The sequence below is a fragment of the Fictibacillus nanhaiensis genome (assembly GCF_019801215.1).
GTDB classification, from domain to species: Bacteria; Bacillota; Bacilli; order Bacillales; family Fictibacillaceae; genus Fictibacillus; species Fictibacillus nanhaiensis_C.
This window is the reverse complement of sequence record NZ_JAHVJO010000008.1, coordinates 1-21036: the sequence shown is the minus strand read 5'-3', so window position 1 is coordinate 21036 and position 21036 is coordinate 1. Positions and strand designations below refer to the sequence as shown.

At 40.8% G+C, this 21036-nt stretch carries 20 protein-coding genes, 1 tRNA gene and 1 rRNA gene; all 22 read left to right on the top strand.

The window, feature by feature from the left end; genetic code table 11:
* Positions 1-50: 50 nt before the first annotated feature.
* A complete protein-coding gene (locus KUV80_RS17915; RefSeq protein ID WP_222464089.1) occupies positions 51-491 on the top strand; it encodes a S1 domain-containing RNA-binding protein in 441 nt (146 codons plus the stop codon).
* A gap of 163 nt (positions 492-654) precedes the next feature.
* Positions 655-731 (top strand) — tRNA-Met (locus tag KUV80_RS17910).
* A 355-nt stretch (positions 732-1086) separates the two neighbouring features.
* The gene (gene spoIIE / locus KUV80_RS17905; protein WP_222464088.1) at positions 1087-3582 is read left to right on the top strand and encodes a stage II sporulation protein E; all 2496 of its coding nucleotides are present in this window, start codon (positions 1087-1089) and stop codon (positions 3580-3582) included.
* Positions 3583-3726: 144 nt separating this feature from the next.
* Entirely contained in the window at positions 3727-4479 is a 753-nt protein-coding gene (locus KUV80_RS17900; protein ID WP_222464087.1) for a vWA domain-containing protein, read from the top strand.
* Positions 4442-5413 carry a protein kinase domain-containing protein gene (locus KUV80_RS17895; protein ID WP_338083524.1) on the top strand — a complete coding sequence of 324 codons (972 nt, stop codon included), beginning with the start codon at positions 4442-4444 and terminating at the stop codon, positions 5411-5413. The genes KUV80_RS17900 and KUV80_RS17895 overlap by 38 nt, the downstream gene beginning before the upstream one ends.
* A 64-nt stretch (positions 5414-5477) precedes the next feature.
* Positions 5478-6884 carry a tRNA lysidine(34) synthetase TilS gene (tilS, locus tag KUV80_RS17890; protein ID WP_222464086.1) on the top strand — a complete coding sequence of 469 codons (1407 nt, stop codon included), beginning with the start codon at positions 5478-5480 and terminating at the stop codon, positions 6882-6884.
* A 14-nt stretch (positions 6885-6898) separates the two neighbouring features.
* A complete protein-coding gene (hpt, locus tag KUV80_RS17885) occupies positions 6899-7444 on the top strand; it encodes a hypoxanthine phosphoribosyltransferase (RefSeq protein ID WP_222464085.1) in 546 nt (181 codons plus the stop codon).
* Between the two features lie 43 nt (positions 7445-7487).
* A complete protein-coding gene (ftsH, locus tag KUV80_RS17880) occupies positions 7488-9395 on the top strand; it encodes an ATP-dependent zinc metalloprotease FtsH (RefSeq protein ID WP_222464084.1) in 1908 nt (635 codons plus the stop codon).
* Between the two features lie 283 nt (positions 9396-9678).
* On the top strand, positions 9679-10449 hold the full coding sequence (locus tag KUV80_RS17875) for a type III pantothenate kinase (protein ID WP_222464083.1): 771 nt from the start codon (positions 9679-9681) through the stop codon (positions 10447-10449).
* Between the two features lie 14 nt (positions 10450-10463).
* Complete coding sequence (gene hslO, locus KUV80_RS17870; protein WP_222464082.1) at positions 10464-11348, top strand: Hsp33 family molecular chaperone HslO; 885 nt, start codon at positions 10464-10466, stop codon at positions 11346-11348.
* A gap of 156 nt (positions 11349-11504) precedes the next feature.
* The gene (cysK, locus tag KUV80_RS17865) at positions 11505-12431 is read left to right on the top strand and encodes a cysteine synthase A (RefSeq protein WP_222464081.1); all 927 of its coding nucleotides are present in this window, start codon (positions 11505-11507) and stop codon (positions 12429-12431) included.
* A gap of 135 nt (positions 12432-12566) precedes the next feature.
* A complete protein-coding gene (locus KUV80_RS17860; RefSeq protein ID WP_222464080.1) occupies positions 12567-14000 on the top strand; it encodes an anthranilate synthase component I family protein in 1434 nt (477 codons plus the stop codon).
* 30 nt (positions 14001-14030) lie between these two features.
* Positions 14031-14624 (top strand): aminodeoxychorismate/anthranilate synthase component II, encoded by a 594-nt coding sequence (pabA, locus tag KUV80_RS17855; RefSeq protein WP_222464079.1) that lies wholly within the window; start codon positions 14031-14033, stop codon positions 14622-14624.
* Positions 14609-15460, top strand: a complete 852-nt coding sequence (pabC, locus tag KUV80_RS17850) for an aminodeoxychorismate lyase (RefSeq protein ID WP_222464078.1) — start codon at positions 14609-14611, stop codon at positions 15458-15460. The genes pabA and pabC overlap by 16 nt, the downstream gene beginning before the upstream one ends.
* A gap of 25 nt (positions 15461-15485) precedes the next feature.
* Complete coding sequence (gene folP / locus KUV80_RS17845; protein ID WP_222464077.1) at positions 15486-16340, top strand: dihydropteroate synthase; 855 nt, start codon at positions 15486-15488, stop codon at positions 16338-16340.
* Positions 16333-16695, top strand: a complete 363-nt coding sequence (folB, locus tag KUV80_RS17840; RefSeq protein WP_222464076.1) for a dihydroneopterin aldolase — start codon at positions 16333-16335, stop codon at positions 16693-16695. Before folP ends, folB begins: the two co-directional genes overlap by 8 nt.
* A complete protein-coding gene (gene folK / locus KUV80_RS17835; protein ID WP_222464075.1) occupies positions 16696-17229 on the top strand; it encodes a 2-amino-4-hydroxy-6-hydroxymethyldihydropteridine diphosphokinase in 534 nt (177 codons plus the stop codon).
* On the top strand, positions 17181-17378 hold the full coding sequence (locus tag KUV80_RS17830; protein ID WP_222464074.1) for a helix-turn-helix domain-containing protein: 198 nt from the start codon (positions 17181-17183) through the stop codon (positions 17376-17378). The genes folK and KUV80_RS17830 overlap by 49 nt, the downstream gene beginning before the upstream one ends.
* 50 nt (positions 17379-17428) lie before the next feature.
* Complete coding sequence (dusB, locus tag KUV80_RS17825) at positions 17429-18421, top strand: tRNA dihydrouridine synthase DusB (protein WP_222464073.1); 993 nt, start codon at positions 17429-17431, stop codon at positions 18419-18421.
* 122 nt (positions 18422-18543) lie between these two features.
* Positions 18544-18963, top strand: a complete 420-nt coding sequence (locus tag KUV80_RS17820; RefSeq protein ID WP_222464072.1) for a GreA/GreB family elongation factor — start codon at positions 18544-18546, stop codon at positions 18961-18963.
* 10 nt (positions 18964-18973) lie between these two features.
* Positions 18974-20467 carry a lysine--tRNA ligase gene (gene lysS, locus KUV80_RS17815; protein ID WP_222464071.1) on the top strand — a complete coding sequence of 498 codons (1494 nt, stop codon included), beginning with the start codon at positions 18974-18976 and terminating at the stop codon, positions 20465-20467.
* Between the two features lie 472 nt (positions 20468-20939).
* Positions 20940-21036: ribosomal RNA gene (locus KUV80_RS17810) — 16S ribosomal RNA — on the top strand; the annotation flags it as partial.

The following is a 21036-nucleotide window of genomic DNA, read 5'->3' as shown; positions in this document are numbered from 1 at the left end:
TAATAAGTATTGATATCTTTTGAGATTTTTTAAGGAGGAGCATTTTTTGCATGTCAATTGAAGTAGGCAGCAAGTTGCAAGGGAAGGTTACTGGGATTACTCATTTTGGAGCGTTTGTTGAGCTGCCAGGGGGTACTACAGGCCTCGTGCATATTAGCGAAGTTGCGGATAATTACGTAAAGGACATCAACGAATTTCTTAAAGTTGGTGACCAAGTCGAAGTTAAGGTTATGAGCATCGAGAAGGATGGAAAGATCGGTTTATCTATTAAGAAAGCAAAGGAAACTGTTGCTTCTACTAGACCGGCACCTTCTAGAGGCGGATTTAACAAATCTAGAAAAGGTCCAAATCGAGGCGGAAACAGCCATCCTACAGCATTAACTTTTGAGGATAAGATGAATAAATTCCTTAAGGATAGTGAAGACCGACTCACAACTTTAAAGCGTAGTACTGAATCAAAAAGAGGTGGCCGCGGCGGCCGAAGAGGATAATTGTTGCATTTTTAATGCTCATTCATCTATATATGGCTAGCATCCTATACATAGGGTGCTTTTTTGTTTGTTGATACACAAAAACTTTTTTGACAAAACTTTAAAGTAATCGTTGACAGGTGTGCCGGATTCTTGTAATATACTACTTGTGTCTTTTACAAATGGCGGTGTAGCTCAGCTGGCTAGAGCGTACGGTTCATACCCGTGAGGTCGTGGGTTCGACTCCCTCCGCCGCTACCATTTATTTTTGACATTTACATCATACATAAATTTTTTCAGAAAGAGCGTCCACTAGGGCGCTCTTTTTTATTATAGAAATGGAATCGATAGCGCTTCGGAATGAATAATTATTTATAATCCCCGAAAGATATATCCTTAAACCAATTATTTTTCTTCAAAATTCTTCTATATATCGTTTAATTCCTAGCTGTTCTATTCTTTTTTGTTCGAATGGTGTCCGCTTTTGCTTTTCTTTCGTGCATTATTGGGGAAGTCCGTCGAGAAGTTTTTAAACCAAACACTGTTCGTTTGACAAAATCTTTGTTCTAAACCTGTTTATAATGGTTACACAAATTGGAAACGGGTGGTGTATGGGATGTGGCAGAAAGTTGAACAGGAAGTACTCGAACCGATCAGAGGAATGGTGTGGGTAGAAAAAGGTCAGCAAGCTGTTTATAAGACGAGTAAGAGGTGGCTTCAGCTTTTGAACCAGAGCATTTTTAATTGGAGAATGCTGTTGTTTGGAATAGGCTTTTTGTTAGGACGAGCTATGATCTTGGCTGAAATGTCTCCATTTGCGTTACCTTTTGTAGCAAGTGTCTTTGTCTTAAGAAAAGAGCGGACAGGCATCGCTGCATTTGCCGTAATGGCAGGGGCTATGACCTATCAGCCGATGAATGCCCTGTTCTTTATAAGTGCTTTACTTGTTTATGCTTGTTTGCAAAAAGGGGCAGATCTCTTTGTCAAAAACAGAATACAAAGCTTGCCTCTATTAGTGTTCGGATCAAGTCTCATTACAAGAACGGTTTTTTCCTTTTTTGGTGAAGGAGGACTTGAACGGGTTGACACGATGCTTGCTCTCGTTGAGGGAGGATTAAGTCTCGTGCTTACGTTAATTTTTCTTCAAAGTATCCCATTATTAACCTATAAAAAAATACCTCAATCATTGAAGAATGAAGAAATCGTTTGTTTGATGATTCTTCTCGCCTCGGTGATGACTGGAACAATAGGCTGGAGCATCAATGATGTTTCCATTGAACATGTCGTATCCCGTTACTTAGTATTATTGTTTGCTTTTGTAGGGGGTGCAGCTATAGGTTCTACAGTAGGTGTAGTGACAGGTCTGATTTTGAGCCTTGCACAAGTGGCGAGTCTGTCTCAAATGAGCTTGCTGGCGTTTTCCGGATTGCTTGGTGGTCTCTTAAAAGAGGGCAAACGGTTTGGAGTTAGTTTAGGTCTGATCATTGGTACGGTTCTAATCGGCTTATACGGCGAGGGCAGAGAGGCGATCACATCGACTTTAATGGAATCAGGCTTTGCTGTTCTGTTATTTCTCTTAACGCCAAAGACAGCAATAAGCAATATTTCGAAATATGTCCCTGGAACGAGAGAGCATTCCTTGCAGCAACAGCAATATTTGAAGAAAATACGGGATGTTACCGCGAGCCGGGTGGAGAGGTTCTCAAGTCTTTTTCAAGCCTTATCCCATTCGTTTCAATCTGTAGGATCTTCATTGAACGAAGAAGAAAGTTCGCGCGAAGTAGATTTATTTTTAAGCAACATTACGGAAAAAACATGTCAGACATGCTTCAAAAAGGAACAATGCTGGGCACAGAATTTTGCAACGACTTATGACTTAATGACAAAAATTATGGTTGAGCAAGAAGATTACAGCGATATTAAAGACCGAAAATTAAAGAGGGATTGGGAAAAGCATTGTATAAAGCCCCAAAAAGTAACTGATTTGATGAAACAGGAATTGTCTCAATATAAAGCCAGTCAAAAGTTAAAGATTCAAGTTCAGGAAAGCCGCAGGTTAGTAGCAGACCAGCTTATGGGTGTTTCCCAAGTGATGGGTGACTTTGCAAAAGAGATTCAGCGTGAGCAGGAGAATCATCAAATGCAGGAAGACCAGATTAAAGATTCTTTGTTTCAGGCAGGGATTGATGTTGGGCATGTTGATATTTACAGCTTGGAAGCTTCGAACGTGGATATTGAGATGACGATCCCGTATTGCAACAGTTCAGGAATTGCTGAGAAGTTAATCGCTCCGATTCTTTCTGATATTTTAGAAGAAACCATTCTTGTCACACACGAAGAATGCGCAAAATTTGCAACAGGCTTTTGTCATCTTTCTTTTCATTCAGCTAGAGAGTATGTGGTTGAAACAGGAATTGCATCCGCGGCAAAAGGAGGAGCGTGGCTCTCAGGAGATAGTCATTCTACCATTGAAATAGGTGCCGGCAAATTTGCAGTCGCTATAGCTGATGGTATGGGCAACGGCGAACGTGCTTTCCTTGAAAGCAATGAAACTCTTCAGCTGCTGCAAAAAATCCTGCAATCTGGAATTGAAGAGGAGGTGGCGATTAAGTCAGTAAACTCTGTACTTTCGCTGCGCACAACAGATGAGATTTTTTCAACATTGGATCTAGCGATGATCGATCTTCAAGATGCGTCTGCCAAGTTCTTAAAAATTGGGTCAACACCGAGTTTTATAAAGCGGGGAGACCAGATTAAAACGGTAGAGGCGAGCAACCTGCCAATGGGTATTATTCAAGATTTCGATGTAGATGTTGTGGACGAGCAATTAAAAGCAGGTGATATTTTAATCATGATGAGTGATGGCATCTATGAAGCGCCTCGTCATATTGAGAACATTGATGCTTGGCTCAAACGTAAGATCAGAGAGATCGACACGGAAGACCCGCAAGAAATAGCAGATCTTATTATGGAGGAGGTTATTCGATCAGGTAACAATGGGATTGAAGACGACATGACAGTGGCTGTTACGAAGATCGAAAAAAACATTCCAAAATGGGCAACAGTGCCGCATTATCCAAAAGTAAATATCCCTCGCAAAAAAGCGCAATAGTTTATGAGAATAAGAGGTGTCTCTTTTTCAAGGAGAAAGAGTGCCTCTTTTCTGTATGTTTAGGAGTCTTTTTCTGTATAAACCCTGTCTTTCTTGACGATGATGGTAATACGTAAAATATCGTGCCTGAGAGGGGTTAGAAGAATGCGGAACAAAGGAACACTGCGACAAATTCTATTAATTACAGACGGATGTTCGAACCAAGGTGAAGATCCAGTTGCTATGGCGGCCCTTGCACATGAACAAGGCATTGCGGTTAACGTTATCGGTGTTTTAAATGAGAATGCTCCTGAATATCATAGGCAAGGATTAAAAGAGGTGGAAGACATTGCGATGGCAGGCGGCGGAATCAGTCAGGTTGTCTATACAAAGCAACTCGCCCAAACTGTAAAGATGGTGACTCAAAAAGCAATGGCGCAAACGATAAAAGGTGTCGTTAACGCTGAACTTCAACAAATACTTGGGAGTAAATCAACGATGGAAGACCTTCCTCCAGATAAACGAGGTGAAGTGATGGAAGTGGTTGATGAGATGGGAGAAACGATGAATCTTGAGGTTCTTGTTTTAATAGATGCATCTGGGAGCATGGAAGACAAGATGCTGACCGTTCAAGAGTCGTTACTCGATCTATCTATCTCTTTAAATTCCAGAATTGGTGACAATGAGTTTTCAATCTTTGCTTTTCCGGGCAAGAAGAAAGAAGTTGAAGAACTGTTAAGCTGGTCGTCTAAAATGGACTCGATCGGCAAAATTTTTTCTAAGATCACATTAGGTGGAATTACACCAACAGGTCCTGCAATTAAAGAAGGGATCGCTGCTTTTAGCCGTAAGCGATCTGCGAAAAGGAGCTTCTTGTCCAGTGATACCCCAGGATATACGAACGAGTCCGGTATGTAAATTGAGTGTTGGAGAGGAAATTCGCGGGAAGTGGAATCATTCAAGGTACCGTGTACGCCGTCGTTTAGGCTATGGGGCCACAGGAGCAGTCTATCTTGCTGATTCTGACCATGGTGTGGTTGCACTGAAAATCGGACATGACCAGATGTCGATTACATCTGAAGTGAATGTGCTGAAGCGTTTTTCTAAGGTCCAGGGGAAAGTCCTTGGACCTTCTTTAATCGAAGTGGATGATTGGCTCAAAGGAAAAGTTACGTATCCGTTTTATGCGATGGAATATTTAAAAGGTGAAACACTGTTTGAATTTCTGAGAAATAAATCTACGGAATGGGCTGGCATTTTACTTGTACAGCTTTTAACCGATCTTCATACTCTGCACCAGGCAGGCTGGGCTTTTGGTGATTTAAAGCCTGACAACCTGCTTGTTACTGGGCCTCCCTATCGGATTAGATGGATTGACGTGGGGGGTACTACCATCATGGATCGATCGATAAAAGAATACACGGAGTTTTTTGATCGAGGCTACTGGGGCAAAGGGTCGAGAAAAGCAGAACCTTCATATGATTTGTTTTCTGCCGGAATGGTCATGATCAATCTTGCGTATCCTTCTCGTTTTACAAAAGGAAACAACCCTGACAGACAGCTTCAGGAAAAAATTGCAGCAAGCCCTATGCTTAAGCCTTATGGTGCTCTTTTAGAAAAGGCGTGGAACGGAAAATACAGATACGCTGAAGAGATGAGAAACGAACTCGTCCTTTTGTTGAACGCAAATGTGAACAATCAAACACCTCAGAAACTAAACAATTCTGTCCATAAACCTCCATCGAGACAAGCGCAAAAGAAGAAAAAGGGAAGTTTTCTCGTAGAAACATCCTTAGTATTTATGTTCGTTTTTATCGTTTATTTGTTCTATATGCTTGGACAAACGATGTAAAGCTGTAAGTTAAAAGAATTCTTTGTTATGATTTTATGGAGAAATTGGAACGAAGGAGCGGGTAATGTTGCAGGACGTGGAGCAATTTATTAAAAAACACCGGCTTCTTTCATCCGCAAAAACAGTTGTTGTTGGTGTTTCGGGCGGACCAGATTCGTTAGCCTTATTGCACTTTTTATGGAAACGTTCATCAGTTTACAACATTTCTGTCATTGCGGCCTCATTCAATCATAAGCTTAGAGGTGAAGAATCTGAAAACGAGCTAGCGTTTGTAGAACGTTTTTGTCTCGAACGGAACATTCCGTTTGAAGGCGGTGGGGAAGATGTTGCGCACTATCAAAAGAAAAACCACTTATCTCTTCAAACAGCGGCGAGGACATGCAGATACCGCTTTTTTGAGCAAATCATGAAGAAACATAAAGCAGATCATCTAGCTCTTGCTCATCATGGTGACGATCAAATTGAAACGATGCTGATGAGGATGACAAGGGGAAGTGAAGGGTATAGCCTTGCGGGAATACCTATTAGGCGGCCTTTTGCTGAAGGAGAAATTATTCGTCCGTTTTTAGGAATAACAAAAGACCAAATCGAGCATTATTGTAAAGTAGAAAAACTGTTTCCTGTTCATGATCCTAGCAACGAGAGCGATACATATGTACGAAATCGGTATCGCAAACACATACTTCCCTTTTTAAAGCAGGAAAATCCAAGCGTGCATGAAAGATTTCAATATTTAAGTGAAACCATTTCAGAAGATGAAGCGTATATATCCGAACAGGCTGAAATAGAGTTAGAAAAGGTTTTAATAGTTAAAACAGAGGGGAAAATAGAGTTATCCGTCTCCTCTTTTAACAAGATGCCTATTCCTTTACAAAAAAGAGGGATTACACTAATATTGAACTATCTGTATAAATTAAATCCTTCATCTCTTTCCTCTGTACATAAGGAAAACTTTCTAAGTTTGCTCGGAAGTGAGCATCCATCCGGATTTTTGCATTTTCCGTCAGGTCTTTTTGTCAGCCGAACTTATGACAGATGCACGTTAAGTTTTGAGCCGGTCAAAAACGAAGAAGAGTCGAGTTATGATTTCTCTTTAGAGCTGCCGGGCCGTGTAGAATTGCCGAATGGCATAATGACTGCTGAAATAACGGATTGTGAACCCCTTTCAACTAGAGGGAAAGATGTTTTTGTGTTTTCATGGAATGATGTAAGTCTCCCGTTACGAGTTCGAACCCGTAGGCCAGGTGACCGGATGGCGATTGCCGGCGTTGGTACGCGGAAATTAAAGGATATCTTTATTGATGCTAAAGTGAGACAGGAAGAACGAAGCGTATGGCCGATCGTAGTTGATGCGAATGGCAGTATTATATGGATTCCTGGACTGAAACACACGAACCGCAGCACGATGAATCATTCTAATTCTGAACAATGGGTAATCTTACACTTTCAAAAAAATCGCCATGACGTCTAGGAGGCTTGTTGAACATGCATGAAGAAATTTTAGAAACACTTATTTCCGAAGAAGCGATTCAAGGAAAGATCAAAGAACTTGGAAAAGAGCTATCAGAGGAATATAAGGAAAGTTTTCCATTAGTGGTCGGTGTTTTAAAAGGAGCACTTCCTTTTATGGCAGACCTTATCAAACGCATGGATATCCATCTTGAAATTGATTTGATGGCAGTATCCAGCTATGGAGCTTCTACCGTTTCTTCCGGGCAAGTAAAAATCATTAAAGATTTAGATACTTCCTTAGAAGGACGAGACGTAATCATTGTAGAAGATATTATTGACAGTGGATTAACGCTTAGCTATTTGGTTCAGCAGTTTAAACACCGCAAAGCTAAATCAGTTAAGATTGTAACATTGTTAGATAAGCCAACAGGACGAAAGGTTGATATTAAGCCTGATTTAGCAGGGTTTATCGTTCCTGATGCTTTTGTTGTCGGCTACGGCTTGGATTATATCGAGAAGTACCGCAACCTGCCTTATATCGGCGTGTTAAAACCAGAGATTTACGAAAAGAAAGACTAACAGAAACGCTTACGAATTGATTGTTCGCCTAAGGAGGTAAGGAATGAATCGCATCTTCCGTAATACTATATTTTATTTACTAATCTTTTTAGTTGTTGTTGGAGTTGTCAGCTTTTTTAACGGCAATAACAATGAGGTCAAGGAAATTCGCTATGACCAGCTGACAAAGTACATCGAGGGTGGCAAAGTTGAAAGTATTGTTTACCAGCCTGAGGGTGGCGTATACGTTGTCCGAGGTAAACTGGCAGGAGCAAAAGAAGGAGAAGTCTTTCAAACAAATGCTCCTCTAACAGGTAACACGCTTGCTGAGATCGAAAAGCTGGCTGATACGGCCAATGTAGAATTTAAACAGCAAGAACAGACGAGCGGCTGGGTTACTTTCTTTACATCGATTATCCCGTTTGTCATTATCTTTATTTTATTCTTCTTCTTGTTAAACCAAGCTCAAGGTGGCGGAAGCCGTGTAATGAACTTTGGGAAAAGTAAAGCGAAACTTTATAACGAAGAAAAGAAGAAAGTAACATTTAAGGATGTAGCCGGAGCGGATGAGGAGAAACAAGAACTTGTTGAAGTTGTTGAATTCTTAAAAGACCCGCGCAAATTCTCTGCACTAGGTGCTCGTATTCCAAAAGGTGTTCTTTTAGTAGGACCTCCGGGTACTGGTAAAACCCTTCTTGCACGTGCAGTAGCAGGAGAAGCTGGCGTTCCGTTCTTCTCGATCTCAGGTTCTGATTTCGTTGAGATGTTCGTTGGTGTCGGTGCATCACGTGTTCGTGATTTGTTTGAAAATGCAAAGAAAAATGCACCTTGTATCATTTTTATTGATGAGATTGACGCAGTAGGTCGTCAACGTGGTGCCGGTCTTGGCGGAGGTCACGATGAGCGTGAACAAACCTTGAACCAGTTGCTTGTTGAAATGGACGGTTTTGGTGCGAATGAAGGAATCATCATCATCGCAGCTACAAACCGTGCTGATATTCTTGACCCTGCCCTACTTCGTCCAGGACGTTTTGACCGTCAAATTCCGGTTAACCGCCCAGACGTAAAAGGCCGTGAAGAAGTTCTTCAAGTACATGCACGCAATAAGCCGTTAGATGAAGATGTTAATTTAAAAACCATCGCGATGCGTACACCGGGATTCTCGGGTGCTGATCTAGAAAACTTGTTAAATGAAGCGGCATTAGTAGCTGCACGTACGAACAAGAAGAAGATCGATATGGACGATGTTGATGAAGCGATTGACCGTGTAATTGCCGGCCCTGCTAAAAAGAGCCGCGTGATTTCGGAAAAAGAAAAGAATATTGTAGCCTACCATGAAGCAGGTCACACTGTAATTGGTCTCGTTCTTGAAGGAGCAGATACGGTTCATAAAGTAACCGTTGTCCCGCGCGGGCAAGCTGGTGGTTACACCGTTATGCTTCCTAAAGAAGACCGTTATTTCATGACAAAGCCTGAATTGCTTGATAAGATTGTTGGACTTCTTGGAGGACGTGTTGCCGAAGAGATTACGTTTAACGAAGTAAGTACAGGAGCTCACAATGACTTCCAGCGTGCAACGGGTATCGCCCGCCGCATGGTAACGGAATTTGGTATGAGTGACAGACTTGGACCGATGCAATTTGGTTCTTCACAAAGCGGTCAAGTTTTCCTTGGCAGAGACTTCAACAATGAGCAAAACTACAGTGATGCGATTGCGCATGAAATCGATTTAGAAGTTCAGCGCATCATTAAAGAATCTTATGAGCGCTGCCGTCAGATTCTTACAGAACATAATGCTAAATTAGAAATCATCGCACAAACGCTATTAACAGTAGAAACGCTTGATGAAGAGCAAATCAAGGAACTTGTTAAGACAGGAAAGCTTCCTGAAAAGAAGATTATCTCAAAATCATCTGATGATGTTAAAGTTACACTTAACAAAAAGGATGAAGAAGAGCCAAAACAAGATTAATGATCAAAGGATACCTCAAATCTTGAGGTGTCCTTTTCTTTTTGCTTAAATTAACGTGTAAACCATTTACTTGAGAAAACATGATTGATTAGTTGATATTGAGTGGAAGGTGCGGGACTCATGCGGGAATAGTATGGCTCACCGACACCCCGCGGAAAACGAGTACCTGGAGTGGAGATTAACTGCTATCCATACATCTGTAAGAAGACGCGTTGCTTTACTCCTAATGGTTTTGTGTTATAACTAGTATAGAAACTTAAGATAAGAAGCGGGGACAAATTCCATGATTTTTGTGTTTGATGTCGGAAATACGAATATTGTTTTAGGGCTATATGAGAATGATGAACTAAAGCACCATTGGAGAATTCATACATCGCGTGAAAAAACGGAAGATGAGTATGGCATGCTGATACTGGATCTGTTTCGCCACGTTCATATTCATAAAGAACAAATTGAGGGCATTATCATATCTTCTGTAGTACCTCCGATCATGTTTGCATTAGAACGGATGTGTCTAAAGTACTTTAATCAGCGTCCGTTGATCGTAGGGCCTGGCATCAAAACAGGCTTGAATATCAAATATGAGAATCCAAGAGAAGTGGGAGCCGATCGTATTGTAAATGCGATTGCTGCCATTCATGAATATGGATCACCTCTTATTATTGTCGATTTTGGAACGGCCACAACCTATTGTTATATCAATGAAAATAAACAATATATGGGTGGGGCTATAGCACCGGGGATCAATATTTCAACAGAAGCACTGTATACAAAGGCAGCGAAACTTCCACGTATCGAGATTGCAAAACCTGAAGGCGTGATCGGCAAAAATACCGTCAACGCTATGCAAGCGGGTATTCTTTATGGATATGTCGGGCAGGTCGAGGGTATTGTAAAAAGGATGAAAGAACAATCAGTAGAAGAGCCGACCGTTATCGCTACTGGAGGACTTGCGAATTTAATCGCAGCCGAAAGCAGTGTTATTGATCATGTGGATCCTTTCTTAACATTAAAAGGTCTTCTGCTTATTTACGATAAAAACAAGAACGGTTAAAAGGATGAGCGTATATGAATGATTATTTAATAAAAGCCCTTGCGTTTGACGGGCAAATTCGAGCTTATGCAATCTCCACAACTGAGATGGTTGGAGAAGCTCAAAAAAGGCATGATACATGGCCAACTGCATCAGCCGCTTTAGGTAGAGCGATGACTGCATCAACGATGATGGGTATGATGCTTAAAGGGGACGATAACAGCATCACGGTTAAGATTGAAGGCGGCGGACCAATCGGCGTGATTCTAGTCGACAGTAATCCAAAAGGTGAAACACGTGGATATGTTACAAACCCTCATACTCATTTTGAACTAAACAGCCAAGGCAAATTGGATGTTGCGCGCGCGGTCGGTAAGAATGGATTTCTATCTGTTTTAAAAGATATCGGTATGCGTGAGAAATTCACTGGCCAAGTACCAATGGTTTCAGGAGAATTAGGCGAGGACTTTACGTATTACTTCGCATCGTCTGAACAAGTGCCGTCTGCTGTAGGTGTTGGGGTTTTAGTTAATCCGGATAATTCAATAAAAGCTTCAGGCGGATTTATCGTTCAAGTTATGCCGAACGCGTCAGACAGTATCGTTGACCTTTTAGAAGAGAGAATTAATGCGATTCCTCCTATTTCGCGCCTTATTGATAAAGGTATGACACCTGAGGAGATTCTTTTTGAGCTGCTAGGAGAGGATCAAGTAAAGATTTTAGAAAAGTCTCCAGTTGGTTTTAAATGTACCTGTTCACACGATCGTTTTGGGCAAGCAATTGTAAGCCTTGGGGAACAAGAAATTAAAGATATTATAGAAGAAGATGGGCATGCCGAGACGAACTGCCAGTTCTGTAATGAAACATATACGTTTTCAAAAGAAGAGCTTCAAACTTTGCTGGATCAAGCAAAATCTTAAACCCGGAATCTTTCCGGGTTTTGTTTTACACATGAAATGGAATTTTTTGCGTACGATTGTAATAGATGGCTTACACATGCAATAAAATTGACAGACGATTTCCATGGTTGTTACAATTAATCCAATAAAAATACTCGGTTTTAGGAGTGATGGCGAATGGCTAGAGTGGCGCAATCGATAACCGATCTTATCGGTCAAACCCCTGTTGTAAAATTGAATCGTTTAACAACGGAAGATATGGCAGATGTTTATTTAAAATTAGAATTTATGAATCCAGGAAGCAGTGTGAAAGACAGGATCGCATTAGCGATGGTGGAAGCAGCTGAAAAGAGCGAAAAGTTGAAGGCTGGCGATACTATCATCGAACCGACGAGCGGAAATACAGGAATTGGTCTTGCTATGGTAGCTGCTGCCAAAGGTTATAAAACAATTCTTGTAATGCCAGAAACCATGAGTATGGAAAGACGCAACCTGTTAAGAGCGTACGGAGCTGACCTTATCTTAACCCCAGGACCTGAAGGAATGGGCGGAGCAATACGGAAAGCAGAAGAACTTTTAAAAGAAAAAGGATACTTCATGCCGCAGCAGTTTAAAAATGAAGCGAATCCTGAAATCCACAGAAACACAACTGGACAAGAAATTGTGGCCCAATTTCCTGACGGTCTTGATGCTTTTGTATCTGGAATTGGTACAGGTGGGACGATTACGGGTGCCGGAGAAGTATTAAAAGAAAAATATCCTGACATTAAGATCTATGCCATTGAACCGGCAGATTCCCCAGTACTCTCTGGCGGAAAACCTGGTCCGCATAAGATTCAGGGTATCGGTGCCGGGTTTGTTCCGGACATATTAAAAACAGAAATCTATGATGAAGTAATAACGGTAGCAAATGAAGAAGCGTTTGAAATGGCAAGAAAAGCAGCCCGTGAGGAAGGACTTTTAGGCGGTATTTCTTCCGGAGCAGCTATTTCTGCAGCGTTAAAGGTAGCCCAAAAACTAGGTAAAGGGAAAAAAGTACTCGCGGTTATTCCGAGTAACGGTGAAAGATACTTAAGTACACCTCTATACCAATTCGAAGATTAATCAAAAAAGCTCCCTTTTGGGGGCTTTTTTATTAACGAAAATGAATTTGAAAATGCAGGAAATTAGGAGAAAGATGTGCCAAAGTGAAACACCTCATGTACAATGTAAGCAGAAGATTTTTGGGAGAGTGACCAAATGGAGAGAAACAAGAAATGGCATGTACTGAACACGAGTATTCCACTTTCTAAAGAGGAGTGGTTTTATAAATATAAATCTTTGTCAGTCACCGAACCTCGTCACGTATTATTAGAGAGCGGAAGAACTGGCAAGTACAGCATCATTGGATTATCTCCGTTTGCTGAAGTGTCAGGAAAAGATAATGTGTTAACGATAAAAACCGATGATGGAATATCAAAAAGAAAAGGACCCGTGTACAAAGAATTTCAAGACTGGTTCAAGCATTTTCAATTAGAATCCATAGAAGGTCTGCCAGACTTCACTGGTGGCGCTATCGGATACCTCAGTTATGACCTGGCGCGTGAATTCGAAAAGCTTCCATGTACATCAAAAGATGATCTTGCGTTGCCAGACCTATATTTTTTATTATTTAAAGATGTTTTTGTTTACAATCATGAAACGAACAAGCTGTGGATTCTTGTGTTAACTGAAGATCAAAATGATTCGTATAGCTTGGACAAGCTCCGTGCATTTGAAGAAATGTGGAAAGCTCCTAGCTCTTCTAATGAATCGGAAAAAATGAATGGCCAAACGTACCCGAACGATGAGAGCTATAAGCATGTATCGATGACAGAAGACATCTTTGTCAAAGCTGTAAAAAAAATACAATCCTATATTTCTGATGGTGATGTTTTTCAAGTGAACCTATCTGTTCGGCAGTCTAAAACGCTTCAGACTACACCGTTTAACGTATACGAAGAACTGAGAAGAATTAACCCTTCACCTTATATGGGGTACCTTGAAACACCTGACTTTAAGCTGGTAAGTGCTTCTCCTGAATTGTTGGTCAAGAAAAAAGGAAAAGTGATCAGTACACGTCCTATTGCGGGCACGAGACCGCGAGGCAGAACAGAAGAAGAGGATCTTGAGCTTGCCAACACATTGATTGAAAATGAGAAGGAACGCGCCGAACATGTGATGCTTGTTGATCTTGAAAGGAACGATTTAGGTAAGGTTTCAACTTATGGTTCCGTTCATGTCGATGAATTTATGGTGATTGAGAGATACTCACATGTCATGCACATTGTTTCTAATGTAGTCGGAACATTAAGACCTGAATGCGATGCCTTTGATTGTATAAAAGCAACATTTCCTGGAGGTACGATAACAGGTGCTCCAAAAGTAAGAACGATGGAGATTATTGAAGAGCTGGAGCCTGTAAGAAGAGGTGTATACACGGGAAGCATCGGTTGGATTGGATTTAATGGAGATACAGAAATGAATATCGCAATTCGTACGATGGTATGTCAAAATGAAACTGCACACGTTCAAGCAGGTGCAGGTATTGTGATTGATTCAGTACCAGAGAGTGAATATAAAGAGTCGTTAAAAAAAGCAGAGGCGCTGTGGCGAGCAAAAGAACAAAGTGAGCTCGGTCCTATTTTGGTGTAACACACAGCACATGAGAGGAGATGAGACGAGATGATTTTAATGATTGATAATTATGATTCCTTTACGTATAATCTCGTACAATATTTAGGTGAGATGGGCGAGGAATTAATCGTAAAACGAAATGATGAAATTACAATTAAGGAAATAGAGCAATTGAACCCCGATTTTTTGATGATTTCACCAGGTCCATGTTCTCCTAATGAAGCGGGCATCAGCCTTGAAGTTATCGAGCACTTTGCAGGCACAATTCCGTTGTTCGGTGTATGTCTCGGTCATCAGGCGATCGCCCAAGTTTTTGGCGGTGATGTTGTACGAGCTGACAGATTGATGCACGGAAAAACTTCGCCCGTTTTGCATGACGGAAAAACAGTGTACGAAGGACTTGAACAAGGGTTTCTCGCAACACGCTATCATTCGTTAATCGTGAAGAGAGAAACACTGCCTGATTGCTTTGAGATCTCTTCCTGGACAGAAGAAGGCGAAATTATGGGAATCCGCCATAAAGAGCTCCCAATTGAAGGGGTTCAATATCATCCTGAATCCATCTTAACGGAGGATGGGAAGAAGCTGCTAAAGAATTTTATTGATTTTTATAAAGGCAAAAACCTATGTACATCTATTTAAACGACCGTGTTCTATCGAAAGAAGAGGCTGTTATATCTCCTTATGATCACGGCTTTATGTATGGTCTAGGTGCTTTTGAAACGTTTAGGACTTACGGCGGTTTTCCGTTTTTAATCGATGAACATATGGACCGGCTTAATGAAGCGTTGAATGAGCTAAATATTTCATTGAAGTTAGATGGATCTGATGTGATTGAGATGGTTAACACTCTTTTAGATAAAAACGGTTTAGAAGATGCGTATTTCCGGTTAAATGTTTCAGCTGGCGCAGGAGATATCGGGCTTCAAACAGATCCATACGAGGCGCCGAATGTGATTCTTTTTACGAAGCCGTTAATACAAGCAAAACGCATGCCTGAAAAAGAACTGATTCGACTTAAAACAGTTCGTAACACGCCTGAAGGAGAGAAACGGTTAAAATCTCATCATTATTTAAACAGCATTCTCGGTAAAAGAGAACTGACGGACCCGATTAAACATGAAGGTGTCTTCTTAACAAAAGAAGGATACATCAGTGAGGGAACTGTCTCCAATCTGTTTTGGATGAGGGATGGAAAAATGTATACGCCGGGACTTTCAACGGGAATCCTTAACGGCATTACAAGAAAATGGGTTATAAAAGCTTCACATGAATTGAACATTCCTCTGCAAACAGGGAATTATAAAATAGACGAATTAAGCAAAGTGGATGAAATCTTCTTAACAAACTCCATCCAGGAGATCGTACCGGTTAAACAATTTGAACATAAGAAGTATGCAGGTTGTGAGGGTGAATTTTTTCTGAAATACACAGCGCTTTATAACAAGCATACAAAGGAAAGACTCCGAAAGATTTGATGTTTTATGAAAGGGTAGATTGTCAATGCGCGAATTGATCTTAAACGAGCCTAAGCTGATTTGTGGAGAATACGTACTCGATTTTTCTAAAAAGACCTATGTGATGGGAATTCTAAACGTCACTCCAGACTCTTTTTCGGATGGCGGTCATCATAACCGCGTTGAACATGCTGTCAGACATGCGAAAGAAATGATCGAACAAGGCGCTGATATCATTGATATTGGCGGAGAGTCGACAAGACCGGGTGCAACAAAAGTAATGCTTGAAGAAGAACTCGAAAGGGTTATCCCCGTTATCGAAGCGTTAAAAAACGAAGTGGATGTGCCGTTATCGATTGATACGTACAAAGCACAAACTGCCTATGAAGCGGTGAAGGCTGGGGCTCATATGATCAATGATGTTTGGGGTGCGAAGTTCGACCCGGATATGCCGCGCGTGATGGCGGAAACAAATGTACCGGTTATCTTAATGCATAACCGATTTGATAGAGATTATCAGGAGTTTATGGCTGATCTTATTGCCGACTTAGACCATAGCATAGCCATAGCCGTAAAGGCTGGTGTTAATCCTGAGAATATAATCCTTGATCCTGGTATTGGATTTGTTAAAACCTTTGAACAAAATCTTGAAACGATGAGAAGATTGAATGAAATAACGAATAAAGGCTACCCTGTTTTATTAGGAACTTCACGGAAGTCGATGATTGGAAAAGCTCTTGATCTACCGGTTGAAGAGCGCATGGAAGGAACGGGCGCCACGATTTGTTTAGGAATTGAAAGAGGCTGCTCGATCGTACGCGTTCATGACGTGAAAGAAATGAGCAGAATGGCCAAAATGATGGATATTATGCTTGGAAAAGGTGCAGTTGCCCATGGATAAAATGTATGTGAACGGTATGAAGTTTTATGGATATCATGGTGTTTTTCCAGAAGAACAAAAGCTTGGTCAGCGTTTTAACGTCGACGTTACTTTACAGATGGATCTTTCCAAAGCTGGACTTACAGATGATCTTGAACAAACCGTCAATTATAAAGAAATTTATGATGCGGTAAAAGGGATTGTTGAGGGAGATCCGGTAAAACTTTTGGAGTCACTGGCCGAAACAATAGCAGCTCTTTTACTCGTTAAGTTTTCATTAATTGATGAAGTAACTGTAAAAGTCATTAAACCAGACCCTCCCATTCCCGGTCATTATGATTCAGTAGCTGTTGAGATTCACAGAGGACGCAAGTAGATGGAACAAAATCATACAGCTTACCTGTCTCTTGGTTCAAACATGGGGGACAGAGAACAATTTTTGAAAAAAGCGGTCGTTGAATTAAATAGAGATCCTGAAATTACGATCGAAGAGATTTCTTCTATATATGAAACAGATCCAGTAGGTTATACGGATCAGCCATTGTTTTTAAATTTAGCTATAAAACTCAAAACCTCTCTTCCTCCACAGTCACTTTTGAGTAAAATGCAAGAAGTGGAGACGAAACTGAACAGAAAAAGGGTTCGAAAATGGGGACCGCGAACAATAGACCTTGACATTTTATTGTATAATAGTGTAAGTATACAGACGGAAGTGTTAAACATTCCGCATCCACGTATGCTTGAAAGGGCATTTGTTCTCATACCTCTTAGTGAAATTGCGCCTGATGATGTATATCCAGGCGGATCAGTTTCTTTACATCAAGTCCTTTGCGAACAAAGAGATAAAGAAGGTGTACGCATATGGAAGAAGATCGACTGGGAAGACGCATACGTGCGTTCCGAAAATTAAAAGGTTATACACAAGAACAGCTTGCTAAAGATATCGGCATTTCGGTATCGGTTCTTGGCGAGGTGGAAAGGGGCAGTCGAAAGCCCAAAGGAGATCTGCTTCAAAGAATCGCAGAGCAGTTCAGCATTAACGTTGAAGAGTTACAGTAAGCAGATAAATAAAGAGAAAGTATGTTACATGTGAAATGAGGTGATTATGTATGTTGAAAATAGGCGATATTACATTGAAAAACCCTGTAGTCTTAGCACCAATGGCTGGTGTGTGTAATCCTGCATTTCGTCTGATCGCTAAAGAATTTGGTGCAGGTTTAGTATGCGCGGAGATGGTAAGTGACAAAGGGATTCTTTACGAGAATGAAAAATCCCTAAAGATGCTTTATGTGGATGAACGGGAAAAACCACTTAGCCTTCAGATCTTTGGTGGAGAGCGTGAATCTTTAGTAGCTGCAGCTAAATATGTAGATAAGAATACGAACGCAGATATTATTGATATTAATATGGGCTGTCCGGTTCCGAAAATCACAAAGTGTGATGCAGGAGCAAAATGGTTGCTTGACCCAGATAAAATTTATGAAATGGTTGCGGCAACTGTTGATGCGGTGCAAAAGCCGGTAACAGTAAAAATGCGTATCGGATGGGATGATGATCACATCTATGCAGTGAAAAATGCACAAGCTGTTGAACGCGCAGGCGGCGCAGCAGTTGCAGTTCACGGCCGAACACGCGTACAAATGTATGAAGGAACAGCGGACTGGGACATCATCGGTGAAGTGAAGAAGAATGTTTCTATTCCAGTAATCGGTAATGGGGATATTTCTACACCTCAAGAAGCAAAAGAGCGACTTGAGAAATATGGTGTTGATGGTGTAATGATCGGCAGAGCGGCTCTAGGAAATCCATGGATGCTTTATCGTACCGTTCAATACTTGCAAAACGGAGAAATCGCTCCAGAACCAACTGCTAGAGAAAAAATGAACATCTGCATGCTTCATATGGACCGTTTAATCGAGCTTAAAGGCGAAGATGTTGCGGTTAGAGAAATGAGAAAACATGCAGCATGGTATTTAAAAGGACTGCAGAAAACCGGATCTGTTCGTAACGAAATCAACCAGACCACAACACGTGATAATATGAGTAAGCTATTGTTTGGTTACGTGGACCAATTGGAAGAAAAACAACAAAGAATTAGCTAACTATAGTGACATACAGCCAGATCATCAGATGACTGGCTGTTGTTTGCTTAATTGCTCAAAGGTGATATAGATATAATGACAGCAGGTGTTTTCTTTTATTAAATGTACAGGGGGAATAGCATATGAATATGCTAAAACTCACACATGAAGGCACCAGGAAGCTAGAAGAAGAACTTCAATTACTATTAAAAAGCAAAAGAGAATTTCGGCATTCTCCTGAAAAAGAATTTCTAAAGAGCCGAACGGACGAAATCGAAAATTTGTTATCACGTGCTGTTACATGGCCGAGTGTAAGAGAAGCAGGGGATTTTGTAGAACCTGGCTCTAGCATTACTATAGAGGAAACGTTTCATAAAGAACGATACATCTATACCATCGTTCATCCTTTTGAAGCGGATCCCCGTGAAAATATGATTTCTGTTCATTCCCCTCTTGCTAGGGCTGCCCTTGGAAAATCTGTAAATACCTTGATTTCCATTAAGGTGCCAGCGGGCGGAAGGCTAACATACACCATAATAGATATCCAAAACTGCAAAAGCTAGGAGTGTTCTCATGAGTCAAGAAGTAGAATTAAATGATTTGCTGCGTGTGCGCCGTGAAAAGTTAGCGGCTCTAACTGAAAAAGGTTTAGATCCGTTCGGAACAAAGTTTAACCGTACGCATACAGCTGCCGACCTTGTGTCTGAATATGGAGAGGTAGAAAAAGAAGATCTTGATAGCCAGGAGATTGAAGTAACCCTTGCTGGCCGAATTATGACTAAGCGCGGAAAAGGGAAAGCTGGCTTTGCCCACATTCAAGACTTAACGGGTAAAATTCAGATTTACGTAAGAACTGACGCAGTCGGTGACGACCAATATGACTTGTTCAACACGATCGACATTGGTGACTGGGTAGGTGTAACAGGACTTGTCTTCAAAACAAAAGTTGGAGAGCTTTCTATTAAAGCAAAAGATTTTCAATTGCTTACTAAATCCTTACGACCGCTTCCAGATAAGTTCCACGGTTTAAAAGATGTTGAACAGCGTTACCGCCAGCGTTATGTTGATCTAATCATGAACCCTGAAGTAAAAGATACATTTATTTCACGTTCAAAAATTATTCGTTCAATGCGTCGCTATTTAGATGACCATGGCTATTTAGAAGTTGAAACACCAACGATGCATTCGATCCCAGGCGGAGCATCGGCTCGTCCCTTCATAACCCATCACAACGCTTTAGACATGGAACTGTACATGCGTATTGCAATCGAGCTTCACTTAAAGCGTTTAATAGTAGGTGGACTTGAAAAAGTGTATGAAATCGGCCGTGTATTCCGTAATGAAGGAGTATCTACGCGACATAATCCAGAATTCACGATGATTGAATTGTACGAAGCATACGCAGACTACCTTGATATTATGGAACTAACAGAGAACCTAATCGCACACATTGCTGAAGATGTGCTGGGCTCTACTACTGTTACTTATGGTGACTATGAAGTCGATCTTAAGCCTCGCTGGAAGAGAGTTCATATGGTTGATGCAATTAAAGAAGCAGCGGGAGTTGACTTCTGGCCAGTAATGTCTGACGAAGAAGCACGCGAAATGGCTAAAAAACATAATGTGCCTGTTAAGAACAATATGTCTTATGGTCATGTTGTAAATGAATTCTTTGAGCACTTTGTTGAAGAAAAGCTTATTCAGCCTACTTTTGTTTACGGGCATCCAGTAGAAATCTCACCACTTGCTAAAAAGAACCCAGAGGATGCACGTTTTACAGATCGTTTCGAACTATTTATCGTTGGCCGTGAACATGCAAATGCGTTCTCAGAGCTTAATGATCCAATTGATCAGCGTGAGCGTTTTGAAGAGCAGTTAAAAGAACGTGCTGAAGGTAATGATGAAGCCCACATGATGGATGAAGATTTTGTAGAAGCATTAGAATATGGAATGCCGCCTACAGGGGGACTTGGTATTGGTATTGACCGCCTCGTTATGTTATTAACGAACTCTCCATCCATCCGCGATGTGTTGTTATTCCCTCAAATGCGTCATTCAGAGAAGTAAACATTCAAAAAACCAGCCATAAGTGCTGGTTTTTTTAGTTTGTTTTGAGAGTTGTATGAAGTCTTTCTGAATTGAGAATGATAAATGAGGTGTGATTTAAAGTAAACATCATTTCACAATATCTTGTGTAGACTTCTTTTTGTTTTAGCTTATCTTGAGAAAGCTGGTTAATCACTGCTGGACAAAAAAGAAAAGTATCATTTTTTTATTTAAAACTATTGTACAAGAGCGAAAATGATGGTATATTATTCTTCGTCGCAAGAATTACTGACATGTTGAAGCTTTAACAAAAACAATTAAAAGTTTTTGAAGAAAGCTGTTGACAATAAGGGTTCTGACATGTTAACCTAATAAAGTCGCCAAAACGAGCGGCAAGCTTTAAACACACTAAGTTCTTTGAAAACTGAACAAAAGAAATAGGTAAGGAATTAAATTAATTCCGTCAGTATTAAACAAGAGCAAGTCAAACACTTTTATGGAGAGTTTGATCCTGGCTCAGGATGAACGCTGGCGGCGTGCCTAATACATGCAAGTCGAGCGAATGATGAGGAGCTTGCTCCTCTGATTTA

Coding starts and splice junctions, on each gene's coding strand:
- KUV80_RS17820 (WP_222464072.1), top strand. CDS start 18,544: ATGAATATGCTAAAACTCACACATGAAGGCACCAGGAAGCTAGAAGAA.
- dusB (WP_222464073.1), top strand. CDS start 17,429: ATGTTGAAAATAGGCGATATTACATTGAAAAACCCTGTAGTCTTAGCA.
- folB (WP_222464076.1), top strand. CDS start 16,333: ATGGATAAAATGTATGTGAACGGTATGAAGTTTTATGGATATCATGGT.
- ftsH (WP_222464084.1), top strand. CDS start 7,488: ATGAATCGCATCTTCCGTAATACTATATTTTATTTACTAATCTTTTTA.
- folK (WP_222464075.1), top strand. CDS start 16,696: ATGGAACAAAATCATACAGCTTACCTGTCTCTTGGTTCAAACATGGGG.
- hpt (WP_222464085.1), top strand. CDS start 6,899: ATGCATGAAGAAATTTTAGAAACACTTATTTCCGAAGAAGCGATTCAA.
- tilS (WP_222464086.1), top strand. CDS start 5,478: ATGTTGCAGGACGTGGAGCAATTTATTAAAAAACACCGGCTTCTTTCA.
- folP (WP_222464077.1), top strand. CDS start 15,486: ATGCGCGAATTGATCTTAAACGAGCCTAAGCTGATTTGTGGAGAATAC.
- KUV80_RS17875 (WP_222464083.1), top strand. CDS start 9,679: ATGATTTTTGTGTTTGATGTCGGAAATACGAATATTGTTTTAGGGCTA.
- spoIIE (WP_222464088.1), top strand. CDS start 1,087: ATGTGGCAGAAAGTTGAACAGGAAGTACTCGAACCGATCAGAGGAATG.
- KUV80_RS17900 (WP_222464087.1), top strand. CDS start 3,727: ATGCGGAACAAAGGAACACTGCGACAAATTCTATTAATTACAGACGGA.
- pabC (WP_222464078.1), top strand. CDS start 14,609: ATGTACATCTATTTAAACGACCGTGTTCTATCGAAAGAAGAGGCTGTT.
- lysS (WP_222464071.1), top strand. CDS start 18,974: ATGAGTCAAGAAGTAGAATTAAATGATTTGCTGCGTGTGCGCCGTGAA.
- cysK (WP_222464081.1), top strand. CDS start 11,505: ATGGCTAGAGTGGCGCAATCGATAACCGATCTTATCGGTCAAACCCCT.
- hslO (WP_222464082.1), top strand. CDS start 10,464: ATGAATGATTATTTAATAAAAGCCCTTGCGTTTGACGGGCAAATTCGA.
- KUV80_RS17915 (WP_222464089.1), top strand. CDS start 51: ATGTCAATTGAAGTAGGCAGCAAGTTGCAAGGGAAGGTTACTGGGATT.
- KUV80_RS17860 (WP_222464080.1), top strand. CDS start 12,567: ATGGAGAGAAACAAGAAATGGCATGTACTGAACACGAGTATTCCACTT.
- pabA (WP_222464079.1), top strand. CDS start 14,031: ATGATTTTAATGATTGATAATTATGATTCCTTTACGTATAATCTCGTA.
- KUV80_RS17830 (WP_222464074.1), top strand. CDS start 17,181: ATGGAAGAAGATCGACTGGGAAGACGCATACGTGCGTTCCGAAAATTA.